Origin of the sequence: Streptomyces sp. NPDC002232, from assembly GCF_042890295.1 — a bacterium.
Taxonomy (GTDB): Bacteria; Actinomycetota; Actinomycetes; order Streptomycetales; family Streptomycetaceae; genus Streptomyces.
Window position 1 is genome coordinate 162,016 of the sequence record NZ_JBIARV010000002.1, and the last position, 13,780, is coordinate 175,795.

The 13,780-nt window shown below is 72.5% G+C and carries 10 protein-coding genes; 1 reads left to right on the forward strand and 9 read right to left on the reverse strand.

Annotated elements, in window-relative coordinates; translation table 11 throughout:
- Positions 1 to 7 precede the first annotated feature (7 nt).
- The 7 genes from ACFYXU_RS07530 to uvrC all read right to left on the reverse strand — a co-directional run bounded on the left by ACFYXU_RS07530 (position 8) and on the right by uvrC (position 10,776).
- On the reverse strand, positions 8 to 1,219 hold the full coding sequence (locus tag ACFYXU_RS07530; protein ID WP_389408328.1) for a phosphoglycerate kinase: 1,212 nt from the start codon (positions 1,217 to 1,219) through the stop codon (positions 8 to 10).
- A gap of 105 nt (positions 1,220 to 1,324) precedes the next feature.
- On the reverse strand, positions 1,325 to 2,335 hold the full coding sequence (gap, locus tag ACFYXU_RS07535; protein ID WP_329856515.1) for a type I glyceraldehyde-3-phosphate dehydrogenase: 1,011 nt from the start codon (positions 2,333 to 2,335) through the stop codon (positions 1,325 to 1,327).
- 217 nt (positions 2,336 to 2,552) lie between these two features.
- Positions 2,553 to 5,504, reverse strand: coding sequence for a M14 family zinc carboxypeptidase (locus ACFYXU_RS07540; RefSeq protein WP_389408327.1), 2,952 nt, complete (start codon positions 5,502 to 5,504; stop codon positions 2,553 to 2,555).
- A 166-nt stretch (positions 5,505 to 5,670) separates the two neighbouring features.
- On the reverse strand, positions 5,671 to 6,660 hold the full coding sequence (gene whiA, locus ACFYXU_RS07545; protein ID WP_073806627.1) for a DNA-binding protein WhiA: 990 nt from the start codon (positions 6,658 to 6,660) through the stop codon (positions 5,671 to 5,673).
- Positions 6,651 to 7,793: a uridine diphosphate-N-acetylglucosamine-binding protein YvcK gene (gene yvcK / locus ACFYXU_RS07550; RefSeq protein ID WP_376517188.1), complete on the reverse strand. Its 1,143-nt coding sequence runs from the start codon at positions 7,791 to 7,793 to the stop codon at positions 6,651 to 6,653. Before yvcK ends, whiA begins: the two co-directional genes overlap by 10 nt.
- Positions 7,682 to 8,644, reverse strand: coding sequence for an RNase adapter RapZ (gene rapZ / locus ACFYXU_RS07555; RefSeq protein ID WP_376517180.1), 963 nt, complete (start codon positions 8,642 to 8,644; stop codon positions 7,682 to 7,684). The genes yvcK and rapZ overlap by 112 nt, the downstream gene beginning before the upstream one ends.
- Positions 8,641 to 10,776, reverse strand: a complete 2,136-nt coding sequence (uvrC, locus tag ACFYXU_RS07560) for an excinuclease ABC subunit UvrC (RefSeq protein WP_376517178.1) — start codon at positions 10,774 to 10,776, stop codon at positions 8,641 to 8,643. Before uvrC ends, rapZ begins: the two co-directional genes overlap by 4 nt.
- Positions 10,777 to 10,834: 58 nt before the next feature.
- Here uvrC and ACFYXU_RS07565 point away from each other — a divergent pair, with 58 nt between their 5' ends.
- Positions 10,835 to 11,587: an SDR family NAD(P)-dependent oxidoreductase gene (locus tag ACFYXU_RS07565; RefSeq protein ID WP_389408326.1), complete on the forward strand. Its 753-nt coding sequence runs from the start codon at positions 10,835 to 10,837 to the stop codon at positions 11,585 to 11,587.
- Positions 11,588 to 12,282: 695 nt separating this feature from the next.
- Here ACFYXU_RS07565 and ACFYXU_RS07570 read toward each other — a convergent pair.
- Together ACFYXU_RS07570 and ACFYXU_RS07575 are read right to left on the reverse strand one after the other, a co-directional pair.
- A complete protein-coding gene (locus tag ACFYXU_RS07570; RefSeq protein WP_389408325.1) occupies positions 12,283 to 13,074 on the reverse strand; it encodes a hypothetical protein in 792 nt (263 codons plus the stop codon).
- The gene (locus ACFYXU_RS07575; RefSeq protein ID WP_376517473.1) at positions 13,071 to 13,661 is read right to left on the reverse strand and encodes a papain-like cysteine protease family protein; all 591 of its coding nucleotides are present in this window, start codon (positions 13,659 to 13,661) and stop codon (positions 13,071 to 13,073) included. The genes ACFYXU_RS07570 and ACFYXU_RS07575 overlap by 4 nt, the downstream gene beginning before the upstream one ends.
- Between the last annotated feature and the right edge of the window lie 119 nt (positions 13,662 to 13,780).

Here is a 13,780-nt window from a genome sequence, read left to right on the forward strand (position 1 = left end):
AAAGGGGTCAGTCCTCCAGTGCGACGAGGCCGGGGAGCTTCTTGCCCTCGAGGTATTCGAGGGAGGCGCCGCCGCCGGTCGAGATGTGTCCGAATGCCGACTCGTCGAAGCCCAGGATGCGGACGGCCGCGGCGGAGTCGCCACCGCCGACCACCGTGAAGGCCGGGGACTCGACGAGCGCCTGGGCGACGGCCTTGGTGCCCTCGGCGTAGTCGGGGTGCTCGAAGACGCCCATCGGACCGTTCCAGAAGACGGTGCCGGCGTCGGCGAGCTTCGAGGCGTAGAGCTTACGGGTCTCCGGACCGATGTCCAGGCCCTCCTGGTCCGCCGGGATGGCGTCCGCGGCGACCGTGGCGGGGTGGGCCGGGGCCTTGGTCTTGAGGTCCGGGAACTCGGACGCGACCAGCACGTCGACGGGGAGCACGAACTCCACGCCGCGCTCGTCGGCGCGCTTCAGGTAGTCCAGGACCGCCGGGATCTGGTCCTCCTGGAGCAGCGAGATGCCGACCTCGTGGCCCTGGGCCTTGAGGAAGGTGTACGCCATGCCGCCGCCGATGAGGATGCGGTCGGCCTTCTCCAGGAGGTGGTCGATCACGCCGAGCTTGTCGGAGACCTTGGCGCCGCCGAGCGCGACCACGTACGGCCTGCGGACGTCGTCCGTGAGCTTCTTCAGGACGCCGACCTCGGTGGCGATGAGGTAGCCGGCGGCGTGCGGGAGCCGCGCCGGGAGGTCGAAGACCGAGGCGTGCTTGCGGTGCACGGCGCCGAAGCCGTCGCCGACGTACAGGTCGGCGAGGGAGGCCAGGGCGTCCGCGAAGGCGCCGCGCTCGGCGTCGTCCTTCGAGGTCTCGCCCGCGTTGAAGCGGAGGTTCTCGATGACGGCCACCTGGCCGTCGGCGAGGCCCTCGACGGTCGCCCGCGCGGACGCGCCGACCGTGTCGGTCGCGAAGGCCACGTCGGCGCCGAGGAGTTCACCGAGGCGGACGGCGGCCGGGGCGAGCGAGAACGCCGGGTCCGGGGCGCCCTTGGGGCGGCCCAGGTGGGAGGCGACCACGACACGGGCGCCGGCGCGGGCGAGCGCCTCGACCGTGGGGACGACGGCGCGGATGCGGCCGTCGTCGGTGATGGTGGTGCCGTCGAGCGGCACGTTGAGGTCGGCACGCACGAACACGCGCTTGCCTTCGACGCCCTCTTCGAGAAGCTCGTCGATCGTCTTCATCTGTTAACAGACTCCTTGGTACGCGGTGGAGCACACAAACAGGGCTCGCACAGCGCATCGTCGCGCTGCCCGAGCCCTGCTCCCATCGAAAACCTGCCCTGAAGCTTAGAGCTGGCCGCCGACGAAGACGGTGAGGTCGACGAGACGGTTGGAGTAGCCCCACTCGTTGTCGTACCAGCCGAGGATCTTGACCGTGCTGCCGTCCTGGACCATCGTCAGGGAGGCGTCGAAGGTGCAGGACGCCGGGTCGCTGACGATGTCCGAGGAGACGATCGGGTCCTCGGTGTAGAACAGGATGCCCTTGAGGTCGCCGTCGTCGGCGGCCTTCTTGAACGCGGCGTTGACCTCGTCCTTGGTGACCTCGCGGCCGAGGGTGACGACCAGGTCCGTGGCGGAGCCGGTCGGCACGGGGACGCGCATCGCGATGCCGTCGAGCTTGCCCTTGAGCTGCGGGAGGACCAGGGCGGTGGCCTTGGCGGCACCCGTCGTGGTCGGGATGATGTTCTCCGCGGCGGCGCGGGCGCGGCGCAGGTCCTTGTGCGGGAAGTCCAGGATGCGCTGGTCGTTGGTGTACGCGTGGACCGTCGTCATGAGGCCCTTGACGATGCCGAAGTTCTCGTCGAGGACCTTGGCCATCGGCGCCACGCAGTTGGTGGTGCAGGAGGCGTTCGAGATGACGTCGTGCTGCGCCGGGTCGTACTTGTCCTGGTTGACGCCCATGACGATGGTGATGTCCTCGTCGCTGGCCGGAGCCGAGATGAGGACCTTCTTGGCGCCGCCGGCGAGGTGCTTCGCGGCGTCGGCCTTCTTGGTGAAGATGCCGGTCGACTCGATGACGATGTCGACGCCCAGGTCGCCCCAGGGGATGTCGGCCGGGTCGCGCTCGGACAGCACCTTGATGGTGTGACCGTCGACGGTGATGGTGTCGGCGGTGTGGGTCACCTCGGCCTTGAGGCGGCCCAGGATGGTGTCGTACTTCAGCAGGTGCGCGGTGGTCGCGGTGTCACCCAGGTCGTTGACAGCCACGATCTCGATGTCAGCACCCTGCTCAAGGAGCGCGCGGAAGTAGTTCCGGCCGATGCGGCCAAAGCCGTTGATGCCTACGCGGATCGTCACGAACCGATCTCCTCGTTAGGAACGCCGGTGTATCGACGCCGGCGAGATTTTTGTTTTTTGGGATGTCCCCGACCGCTTACGACCCTACCTCCCCACCCGCCCGCCGGTGACATCCCGCGCAGCCGCACGAGCCCGGAAAGTGAGGGAAAACGGCCGACGGCCCGTACCTACCAACGGGTACGGGCCGTCGTGGGACCTTGGTCCCCACTACGCTGCGTCAGCGCCGGAGCACCGCGAGGGCACGGCCGAGGAGCCGTGCGCGCTCCGCCGTTCCGGGGACGTGCTCCAGGCCGAAGCCGAGGAGGACGGTGTCGCGCGTGGTGACCGCGGCCCGGGAGTGGAAGAGCGCTCCGGAGCGCGTCCAGTCGGAGGCGTTGCCGGGGCTGCCGGCCGGGGCCCCGGGCGTGGACCAGGCGCCGAGGGAGGTCTCGAAGCCCTCGGCCTCGGTGCCGGTCCCGGTGACGAGCCGGGTGTCGTCGACGAACGCGCCCGTCTCGCCCGTACCGGGGTCGGAGACGTACGAGATCGCGAGCTCGACCTTCCTGCCGGCCCAGGCGCTCAGGTCGACGGAGGCCTGCCGCCAGCCGTTGGAGGGGCCGGTGAAGGCGTTCCAGGAGCCGGTGGTGCCGCTGGGGGCGCAGCCGTCCTCGCCGACGGTGAGGTAGTGGGCGAGGAAGGGGTGGCCCTGGACGTAGAAGCCCTCGCCGCAGTCGGCGGGCGGTTCGGTGGAGGTCCCGCCGTTGGTGTCCGGCAGGGTGGTCCAGTCGTCCTGGCCGACGGTGTGGGCCTCGACGACGAGGTTGTCGTAGCCGGGCTCCGTGTCGTAGCTGACCTGGAAGTCCAGGCGCGGCGCCGACGCGGCGGCGACGCCGGTGAGGTCGACGGTCCTGGCGAGCCGGGCCCAGGTGTCGTCGGTGTGCTTGACGGCCGCGAACGTCGAGCCCTCGGCGGGTTCGAAGGGGGTGCGGACGCCCGGGTAGTCGCCGGCGGCGGCGCTGCTCGCGAACTGCGGGAAGTCCTTCGGCTTCAGGGTGTCCGAGGTGACGGTGTACGCGCCCGCGTTGTCGAGCGGGTTGCCGTCGGCGGCGGCGAGCTTCGCCCCGGTGCCGGCGAAGGCGCCCGTGCCGGCGACGGCGGGCGGGTTCTTGAGGCCCGCGCGGTGGTAGGCGCCGAGGTAGTACTGGGCGAAGTCGTTGGTCTCGGCGAGGCCGACCTGGGTGAGCCCGCCGGACTTCTCGCCGGCGTTGACGAGCTTGCCGCCCTCGTTGAGGTAGGCGCGGACCGCGAGCTGGGCGGCGCCGGAGGGGCGCTCCGCGCCGGTGTACCAGACGACGGTGCGGAAGTGGGAGAGCACGCCGAGGGCGTCCGGGGCGCCCTGGGTGGCGACGTCCCAGACGGCGGCCGGACGCTTGTTGTCGGCGAGCGCCTTCACGTACGCGGCGGTGTGCCGGGCGGCGGTGGTGCCGCCCTCGTCGGCGAGGACGAGCACGTCGCCGCGCGGGCGCTGGGCCACCTTGTAGGTGAACGGCGCGGAGGCGGTGGCCCGGCCCTCCCGGGTCCGGGCGGTGAACCACACCTCGACGGAGTCGCCGGGGCGGGCGCCCCCGACCTCGGCGCGGTACTCGTCGAAGTAGAGGTTGTCGTCGCCGCCGTAGGTCTCGCCGCCCCGCCAGGCCTCCAGCGCCTCGCTGTGGGTGCGGCCGCCGTTGATCCGGTACTTCAGCGTCTTGCCGCGCAACGACCTGCGGGCGGTGACGGCGACCTCCTGGTCCTCGCCGCGGGCGTAGGAGGTGGTGAAGGTCTTGGGCGTGAGGTCGGGGGCGGCGATGCCGACCGGGGAGACGGGCCGGTCCGGATGGGCGGAGGTCTCGGCGACGGCGAGCGCGAAGGGCACGTTCTTGGCGAACTCGGCCTGGATCAGCTTCTCGTCGTCCGGGAAGGTGAAGACGGAGGCGCAGTCACCCGGGTTCCAGGCGTCGTTCGGGTCGACGCGGGAGGCGGTGGCGCAGGTCGACATCTCCGGGGTGAACATCTGCATCCCGTTGACGTTGGCGGCGTGTCCGTCCGCCTCGCCGTTGGTGATGTACAGCTCCGAGGAGACCTGCGGCCGGTAGCCGGGCACGGCCGAGTTCTGCGGGGTGCCGGCCAGCGCCCTGAGGGCCACGTCGTCGGGGGTGTCGGTGGCGACCTGCCAGCCGACGCCGTACAGCAGGAGCTGGGCGGCGGAGTGGTAGTTGACGCCGTACGCGAAGCCGATGCGCTTCTGGAAGGCGTCCAGGGCCCGGGTCTCGGGCTCCGACATGGCGGCCTTGCCCCGGAAGGTCTCGTCCGCCGGGTCGGGGGACGAGCCCTCGTTGTCGTAGCCCCACTTGTAGGCGAAGTTCCGGTTGAGGTCGACTCCGTCGGCCGGGCCGATCCGCCCGTCGCCGTCGTTGTCCCGGAGGTTCTTCCGCCACTGCCGGTTGGCCGGGTCGGCGTGGGTGTAGTCGTAGCCGTCCGGGTTGGCGGAGAGCACGAACCACAGCTCGGTGGAGTCGACGATGCGGGTGACCCGCTCGTCCTTGCCGTAGCGGTCGAGGTAGTAGTGCATCAGCCGCCGGGTCATCTCCGGGGTGATCCACTCGCGCGCGTGCTGGTTGGACACGTACAGCGTGGCGGGCTTCGAGCCGTCCTCGGCGCGCCGGGCGCCCCTGGTCAGCTTGAGCGCGAGGATGTCCTGGCCCTTGACGGTCTTGCCGATGGAGACGACCTTGGTCAGCCCGGGGTTGGCCCGTGCGGTGTCGAGGATCTCCTGCTTGAGGCCGTTCGGGCCGCCGTACGGGCGGAAGACGCCGTCCCCGGCCGCGGCGACCCGCTTCTCGGCCTGGGCGCCGAGGGCGTGCTCGGTGAGCTCGACGCCCTGGCCGCGCAGCTGACCGGCCTGCCGGCCGGTGAGGAAGAGCTCGACCGTCGCGGAGCCCTTCGCCGGGACCCGCTCGGTGAGCTCGTGGGCGTCGGCGCCCGCGTCGAGGAGCAGCGGGACCTGCTCCTGGGTGACCTGGGCGCGCCACACGGTGAGGGCGTCACCGCCGTCCCCGTCGTTCGTCCGCGCTCCGGCGGCGGGTGCCGCCGCCACTCCGGCGATCAGCAGTGAAGCCGCGGCGAGGATCGATCTCGCTCTGCGTCTCATGAGCCCCCCTTGCTGTTGTCTGTCACGAAGGTGAACAGACGCCAGGCTCTTGGGCGCCCATGGGCCTGTCAAGGGTGCCTCGCGGGGCGTACGGAAAAGCTGCCGGTGCCTCAGAAAGGCACCGGCAGCCCGGAGTTCACTCTTCCGTGTGGATCACCCGTACGGGTCAGCCGACGAGGCTGTCGTCCAGCTCCTCCGTCAGATTGGACTCGGTCCCGGGGATCCCGAGGTCCTGCGCCCGCTTGTCGGCCATGGCGAGCAGCCGGCGGATCCGGCCGGCCACCGCGTCCTTGGTCAGCGGCGGGTCGGCGAGCGCGCCCAGCTCCTCCAGGGAGGCCTGCTTGTGCTCCATGCGGAGCCGTCCGGCGGCCGCGAGGTGCTCGGGCACCTCCTCGCCGAGGATCTCCAGGGCGCGCTGCACCCGGGCCCCGGCGGCGACGGCGGCGCGGGCCGAGCGGCGCAGGTTGGCGTCGTCGAAGTTGGCCAGGCGGTTGGCGGTGGCGCGGACCTCGCGCCGCATCCGCCGCTCCTCCCAGGCGAGCACCGACTCGTGCGCGCCGAGCCGGGTCAGCAGGGCGCCGATCGCGTCGCCGTCGCGGACGACGACCCGGTCCACGCCCCGTACCTCACGGGCCTTCGCGCCGATGGAGAGCCGGCGGGCCGCGCCGACCAGGGCGAGGGCGGCCTCCGGACCCGGGCAGGTCACCTCCAGGGAGGAGGAGCGGCCGGGCTCGGTCAGCGAGCCGTGCGCGAGGAAAGCGCCGCGCCAGGCCGCCTCGGCGTCGCAGGTCGCGCCGGAGACCACCTGCGGGGGGAGGCCCCGGATGGGACGCCCCCGGCCGTCCACGAGACCCGTCTGCCGGGCCAGCTGGTCGCCGCCCGCCACCACCCGCACCACGAAGCGCGAGCCGCGCCGCAGACCGCCGGGGGCCATCACGATGAGCTCGGAGCTGTGCCCGAAGATCTCCAGGATGTCCCGCTTCAGGCGGCGGGCCGCCATCGCGGTGTCGAGCTCCGCCTCGATCACGATGCGGCCGCTCACCAGGTGCAGCCCGCCCGCGAACCGCAGGATCGACGAGACCTCTGCCTTCCTGCAGCAGGTCCGGGTGACGGGAAGCCGGGAGATCTCGTCCTTCACCGCTGCCGTCATCGCCATGGGCCGATCCTTCCATGCATCCGAAAAATACGGTCGTACGCGGCGGCCAACAGCTCCGGGTCGTGCTTCGCGGAGCCGTCGGACCTGGCCACCGGCGCCAGCTCGACCGCGGCGCCGAGCCGCTTGGCGGCATCGACGAGGGGTTCCCTCGCTGACACGTCGGGCACGGCGGCCTCGTCGGCCAGCACCACGTCCAGGGCGAGTTTAGGGGCGTGTCGTCCCAAAACCTCCAAATGACGCTGCGGGGAGAAGCCCTCTGTTTCTCCGGGTTGCGGTGCGAGGTTCAGCGAGAGCACCTTCCGGGCCTTCGTCTCGGCCAGGGCGTCGAGGAGCTCGGGCACGAGGAGGTGCGGGATCACCGAGGAGAACCAGGAGCCGGGACCGAGGACCACCCAGTCCGCGTCCAGGACGGCGGCGACCGCCTCGGGCACGGCCGGCGGGTCGAGCGGCACGAGGTGCACGGACTGCACCTCGCCGGGGGTGAGCGCCACGGTCGCCTGGCCGCGCACGGTGTCCACGTCGTCCGGCCGCTCGGGGTCGTGGCCCCTGACCAGCGCCTGGAGCTCCAGGGGCACGGCGGACATGGGCAGCACCCGGCCCTGGGCGCCGAGCAGCCGGCCGACCAGGTCGAGGGCCTGGACGGGGTCGCCGAGCTGCTCCCAGAGGGCGACGATCAGCAGGTTCCCGACGGCGTGGCCGTTGATCTCGCCCTTGGACTGGAAGCGGTGCTGGATCACCCGGGCCCAGGTCTGGCCCCAGTCGTCGTCGCCGCAGAGCGCGGCGAGCGCCTTGCGCAGGTCGCCCGGGGGCAGCACGCCGAGCTCCTCCCGGAGCCGGCCGCTGGAGCCTCCGTCGTCGGCGACGGTGACGACGGCGGTGAGGTCGCCGGTGATCCGGCGGAGCGCGGCGAGGGAGGCCGAGAGGCCCATGCCGCCGCCCAGCGCGACCACCTTGGGCTGGGCTCCCCGCCTGCGGAGCGTGCGTCTCCCGGTGAGGGTGGAGGCACGCCGACGGTAGGGCTTCACTCGCGCCCCATGTCCCGGTGCACGACGACGGTCTCGACCCCTTCGGAGGCGAGGCGGGCGGCGAGGCGCTCGGCGGTGGCGACGGAGCGGTGCTTGCCGCCCGTGCAGCCCACGGCGATGGTCACGTACCGCTTGCCCTCACGGCGGTAGCCCGCGGCGATCAGCTGGAGCAGCTCGGTGTAGCGGTCGAGGAACTCCTTGGCGCCGGGCTGGTTGTAGACGTAGTTCGACACCTCCTCGTTGAGGCCGGTGAAGGGGCGCAGCTCGGGGACCCAGTGCGGGTTCGGCAGGAAGCGCATGTCGACGACGAGGTCGGCGTCGACCGGCAGGCCGTACTTGAAGCCGAAGGACATCACGGTGGCCCGGAGCTCGGGCTCCTCGTCGCCGGCGAACTGGGCGTCCATCTTGGCGCGCAGCTCGTGGACGTTGAGGCTGGAGGTGTCGATCACCAGGTCGGCGTCGCCGCGCAGCTCGCGCAGCAGGTCGCGCTCGGCGGCGATGCCGTCGGTGATGCGGCCGTCGCCCTGGAGGGGGTGCGGCCTGCGGACCGACTCGAAGCGCCGGACCAGGGCCTCGTCGGAGGACTCCAGGAAGACGATCCGCCGGGTGACCTGCTTGGCGTCCAGGTCGGCGAGGGACTCCCTGAGGTTGTCGAAGAACTGCCGGCCGCGGACGTCGACGACGACGGCGATCCGGGCGACGTTGCCCTGGGAGCGGGCGCCGAGCTCCACCATGGTGGGGATCAGCGCGGGCGGCAGGTTGTCCACGACGAACCAGCCGAGGTCCTCCAGACACTTCGCCGCGGTGGAACGGCCGGCTCCGGACATGCCGGAGATGATCACCAGCTCGGGAATGGCGGCCTCGGCGCCGTTGTCGCCGGGGGTCTCCTTCGTGCCCGTACTCACGTGTCCTGCTCCGTCTTCTCGGTCGTGCGGGTGGTGCGTGTCGCGCGCGCTCATGCGGTGGCGCCCCCGTCGTCTTCCATGATCTCTCCTGTGGCCGTGTTCACGGCGGGTGCGGCGGGGGCCGCCTGGGCCAGGGCCACGGCGACCGCCTCCGCGGTCTTCCGGCCGAAGCCGGGGACCTCACAGATCTGCTCGATTGTCGCCTGCTTCAGCCGCTTCACCGAGCCGAAATGCTTGATCAAAGCCTGTTTGCGCGACTCCCCGAGGCCGGGGACGCTGTCGAGCGGGCTGGTCCGGAGGCGTTTGGTCCGCTTGGACCGCTGGTAGCGGATGGCGAAGTCGTGAGCCGTGTCACGTACCCGCTGGAGCAGGTAGAGGCCCTCGCTGGACCGGGGCAGCACCACCGGGTCGTCCTCACCGGGCAGCCACACCTCCTCCAGACGCTTGGCGAGGCCGCAGACGGCGACGTCGTCGATGCCGAGCTCGTCGAGGGCACGGCGGGCCGCGGCGACCTGCGGCTGCCCCCCGTCGACGACGACGAGTTGCGGCGGGTACGCGAAGCGCCTGGGCCGCCCGTCGTCCTGGGCGTCCTCGGCGGGGACCTCCCCGCCGAGGGGCACGGCCCGGCCGCCGGGGATGGCCTGCGCACCGGCCAGGGGCTCCGTGCCGGGCGGGATATCCGCATCGGCTGGGGCCCCCACAGTGGCCAGGGGCTCCGTGCCGGGCGAGGTCTCCGCGCCGGTCGGGGTCTCCGCCTCCGCGGGGGTGACCCACTCCCCCGTGCGGTCCTTCTCGGCGAGGTAGCGCCGGAAGCGGCGGCTGATCACCTCGTGCATGGACCGGACGTCGTCCTGGCCCTCGAAGCCCTTGATCTGGAAGCGGCGGTACTCGCTCTTGCGGGGCAGTCCGTCCTCGAAGACGACCATGGAGGCGACGACGTCCTCGCCCTGGAGGTGCGAGATGTCGAAGCACTCGATCCGCAGCGGCGCCGAGTCCAGGTCCAGGGCCTCGGCGATCTCCTCCAGGGCCCGGGAGCGGGTGGTGAGGTCGCTGGCGCGCTTGGTCTTGTGCAGCACGAGCGCCTGCTGGGCGTTGCGCGCGACGGTCTCCATCAGGTCCTTCTTGTCGCCGCGCTGCGGGACGCGCAGCGAGACGAGGGAGCCGCGGCGTCCGGAGAGCCAGGCCGAGACGGACTCCGCGTCCTCGGGCAGCGCCGGGACCAGGACCTCCTTGGGGACCGCGTCGCCGCTCTCCTCGCCGTACAGCTGCTGGAGCGCGTGCTCCACGAGCCCCGCCGTGTCGACGGCCTCGACCTTGTCCGTGACCCAGCCGCGCTGGCCCCGGACGCGTCCGCCGCGCACGTGGAAGATCTGGACGGCGGCCTCCAGCTCGTCCTCGGCGAGGGCGATCAGGTCGGCGTCGGTGGCGTCGGCGAGGACGACCGCGCTCTTCTCCATGGCCCGGCGCAGGGCCCCTATGTCGTCGCGGAGCCGGGCGGCCTTCTCGTACTCCATGTCCTCGGCCGCGATCATCATCTGCTTCTCGAGCCGACGGATGTAGGTGCCGGTGCGGCCCGCCATGAAGTCGCAGAAGTCGTCGGCCAGTTCGCGGTGCTCCTCGGGCGTGACCCGGGCGACGCAGGGCGCGGAGCACTTGCCGATGTAGCCGAGGAGGCAGGGGCGTCCGGCCGAGGCCGCGTTCCGGAAGACGCCCGCCGAGCAGGTGCGGACCGGGAAGACCCGGAGCATCAGGTCGACGGTCTCGCGGATCGCCCACGCGTGCGCGTACGGCCCGAAGTAGCGCACGCCCTTCTTCTTGTGCCCGCGCATGACCTGGACGCGGGGGAACTCCTCGTTCATGGTCACCGCGAGGTACGGGTAGCTCTTGTCGTCCCGGTACTTGACGTTGAACCGGGGATCGAACTCCTTGATCCAGGAGTACTCCAGCTGAAGCGCCTCGACCTCCGTGGACACCACGGTCCACTCCACCGAGGCGGCCGTCGTCACCATGGTGGCCGTGCGCGGGTGCAGGCTCGCGAGCGGCTGGAAGTAGTTCGCCAGCCGCTGGCGCAGGGACTTCGCCTTCCCGACGTAGATCACCCGGCGGTGCTCGTCGCGGAACTTGTAGACCCCCGGGGAGTCGGGGATCTGACCCGGCTTGGGGCGGTAGCTGGAGGGGTCGGCCATGCTCCCCACCCTACTGGCGGGCACCGACACTCAGGGCGGGCACGCTCGTTGGCCGTGCATGGCTCAGGACACTTCAGGACGGCTGGCGGACCGGGTGTGCGTGATCACCGGCGCGGCGAGCGGGATCGGGCGGGCGACGGCGGAACGCTTCCTCCGGGAAGGCGCCCGGGTGGTCGCCGCGGACCTGGACGGGGACCGGCTCGCCACGCTCACGGGAGTGGTTCCGGTGGTCGGCGACGTCTCCCGGGAGGAGGACGCCCGGCGGATGATCTCCACGGCCGTGGAACGCTTCGGACGGCTGGACGTCCTGGTGGCGAACGCGGGCGTGATCCCGCTGCTCTCCGTCACCGAGGCGGAGGCCTCGGACTTCGACCGGGTGATGGCCGTCGACGGCCGGGGCATGTTCCTGACCTGCAAGTACGCGATCGACACGATGCTCGTCTCGGGCGGCGGGGCCATCGTGTGCACCTCGTCGGTCTCCGGCGTGGCGGGCCAGGCACGGCAGGCGGTCTACGGCCCGGCGAAGTTCGTCGCGACGGGCCTGACGAAGCACCTGGCGGTGGAGTGGGCGGAGCACGGCATCCGCGTCAACGCGGTCGCGCCCGGAACCATCGAGACGGAACGCGTCGCCGCCGTGCGCCTGGAGCCCGGCGGCCCCGAGTACCTGGCGGAGGCCGCCCGGGGCCACCCGATGGGCCGCTTCGGAACGCCGGAGGAGGTGGCGGCGGCGATCCTCTTCCTGGCGTCGGAGGAGGCGTCCTTCGTGACGGGCACGATCCTCCCGGTGGACGGCGGCTTCCTGGCGCGCTGAACGGGGGCGGTGGCCTGGTGTCCGGTACGGGGCCCGCCCCCGCCGACCGCACCTGCCCCGGACGGGCGGCGCCCTGCCGCCCACGCGGACCGGCCCGTCCGCCACCGGGGCCCGCCCGCCGGTCCGCACGGCGGCGCCTGTCCCTGGCAGCGGACGCCCCTGGCCCGTGCGGGCCGGCGGTACGCGCCCGGCGTGGCCCGCCGCCCGCTGCCCGCGCGGCGCGCGGTGTTCCCCCCGGCGGCGGTCGGCCAGGTCCCGCAGAGCCGCTGCCCGCGCGCCGTGTGCCTTGGCTGGCGCGCACCTGGACGGGGCCTACGCGCCCGGCCGCCCGTGCGGGCACGCGTCGAGGCAGGCCTGCGCCACTGGGCCGGTGCGACCCCCGCCCTGGCTGGGCGGTGCCCACGCCCGTGTGGGCAATCGTCCCGCTGGGCGGGACGGGTGGGCACACGGGACGGCGCCCTTTCGCGGCGCCTCCGCGTCCTGCGCCCGGACCCGCACCACCGGCGTGCTGCACCGGGGGTGCGGGTTCAGGCACTACAGCCTCTGGCGCCGGCAAGGGCGCCGTTCCGTTGTGCCCACCCGTTCCGCCCCTTGCGGAACGCCTGCCCACAACGGGGCCAGCGGGGCCGCCGCCCGCAACGGCCGGGTGCAGCCTGCTACGGGCGGGGCCCCAGCGGAGCGGCAGCGCGGCGTGGTCAGGCGCGGCGGCGGCGCCTCGCCGTCATCGCCAGCAGCAGCACCCCCAGCCCCGCGCCCGCCGCCACCGTGCCACCGACGCCACCGACGCCACCGGCTCCGTCCGTCGCCGTCGGGATCTCCGCGGCCGAGACGGCCGAGACCGCCGGCGACGCCGCGTCGTAACCGCCCGCCGCCCCCTTCCGCGCGTACGCCGAGCCCGGCAGCTTGTCGCCGTACGCGTGGGCGACGCGCGACCGGTAGGCCGCGAGGCTCGTCCCGTCGCGGCCGACGGCCCGTACCGCGTCCTCGTCCAGCGGCAGCACCTTCGTCCCCTTCTGGACGTACCACGCGTCGATCTGCGGCTCGCGGAAGACCAGACCGCCGCCGCCCTGCTCGGCGTAGCGGATCTCGTCGTCACCGGTGGCGATGTTCACCACCTGCCAGCCGCCCGCCTGCTTCACCGTCCACAGGGAGGCCTTCTGCCCGTCGGAGGCGACGGCCCTGCTGGCGCGGAACTCGACGCGGGCGACCGGAGCCCCGGGCTTCCCGGCGACGAAGTCCGGGGAGAGGATCCGCACCGGGACGGAGGCGCCTTCGACGCGCGGCGCCGCCGCCGTGCGCGCGAGGGCCCCGTCACGGGCGAAGAACCGGGACAGAGTGTCCAGCGTCTGCGGCGCCGACGCGGCCTGTTCGGGGGTCGGCGCGGCCGGGAGGCCCTCGGCGGCGGACGCCGGGAGCGCCCCGAGGGCGACGAGCGCGGTGAGCAGGCCGAGCGCGGCGGCGGTCCGTACAGTCCTCATCGTCGTCACGCCCCGATCCGGTAGAGCGAGTGGGTCCAGGAGAAGGAGCTGTTGTTGACGTACCAGGCGTGCGAGGCCCAGTTGTAGCGGTCGCTGGAGGGCCAGGGGTCGCCCCAGTAGACCCAGCTGTCGGCGTCGTCGTAGCCGTAGATCACGTGCATGTGGCCGCCGCCGCTGGACCACTGGATGCGGGTCTCGACGGGCCGGTCCGCGTTGATCTCGGTCTGGACGGTCGAGTAGCGCAGCCAGCCGTCGACGTACGAGCCGGAGCTGATGCCCGCCCACCGCAGCCCGGTCTGGACGTTGGCGAGGGTGGCCTGCGAGTTGGGGCAGTCGTAGCCCTGCTGGCGGTTGAAGGCGGCGTTGCAGAACTGGTTCTGGCTGTAGTTCCGGCCGTACCAGGTGGCGATGGTGTTGCCGCTCGCCGCCCAGCACCAGTTGGTCTTCTGCTGGGCCTGCATGGTGATGTCGAGCCGCTTGGAGGCGAGGGCCGAGTTCTCGCCGACGGGTGCGGCGGAGGCCGAGGCCGAGGTCGTGGGGACGAGGAAGAGGGCGGCGGCGACGAGTGCCGCGAGGTCGAGCCGTCTTCTGCGCATCGCGTTCCTCCCGAAGGTGGGGGGGTGGGGATGTGGGGGGTGGAGGAGCGCGTCCGGACGCTGGTCAGGAGCATCGGCCGTTGTCCGGAACGGGTCAACACGCTTCAATGCGGGGTGAC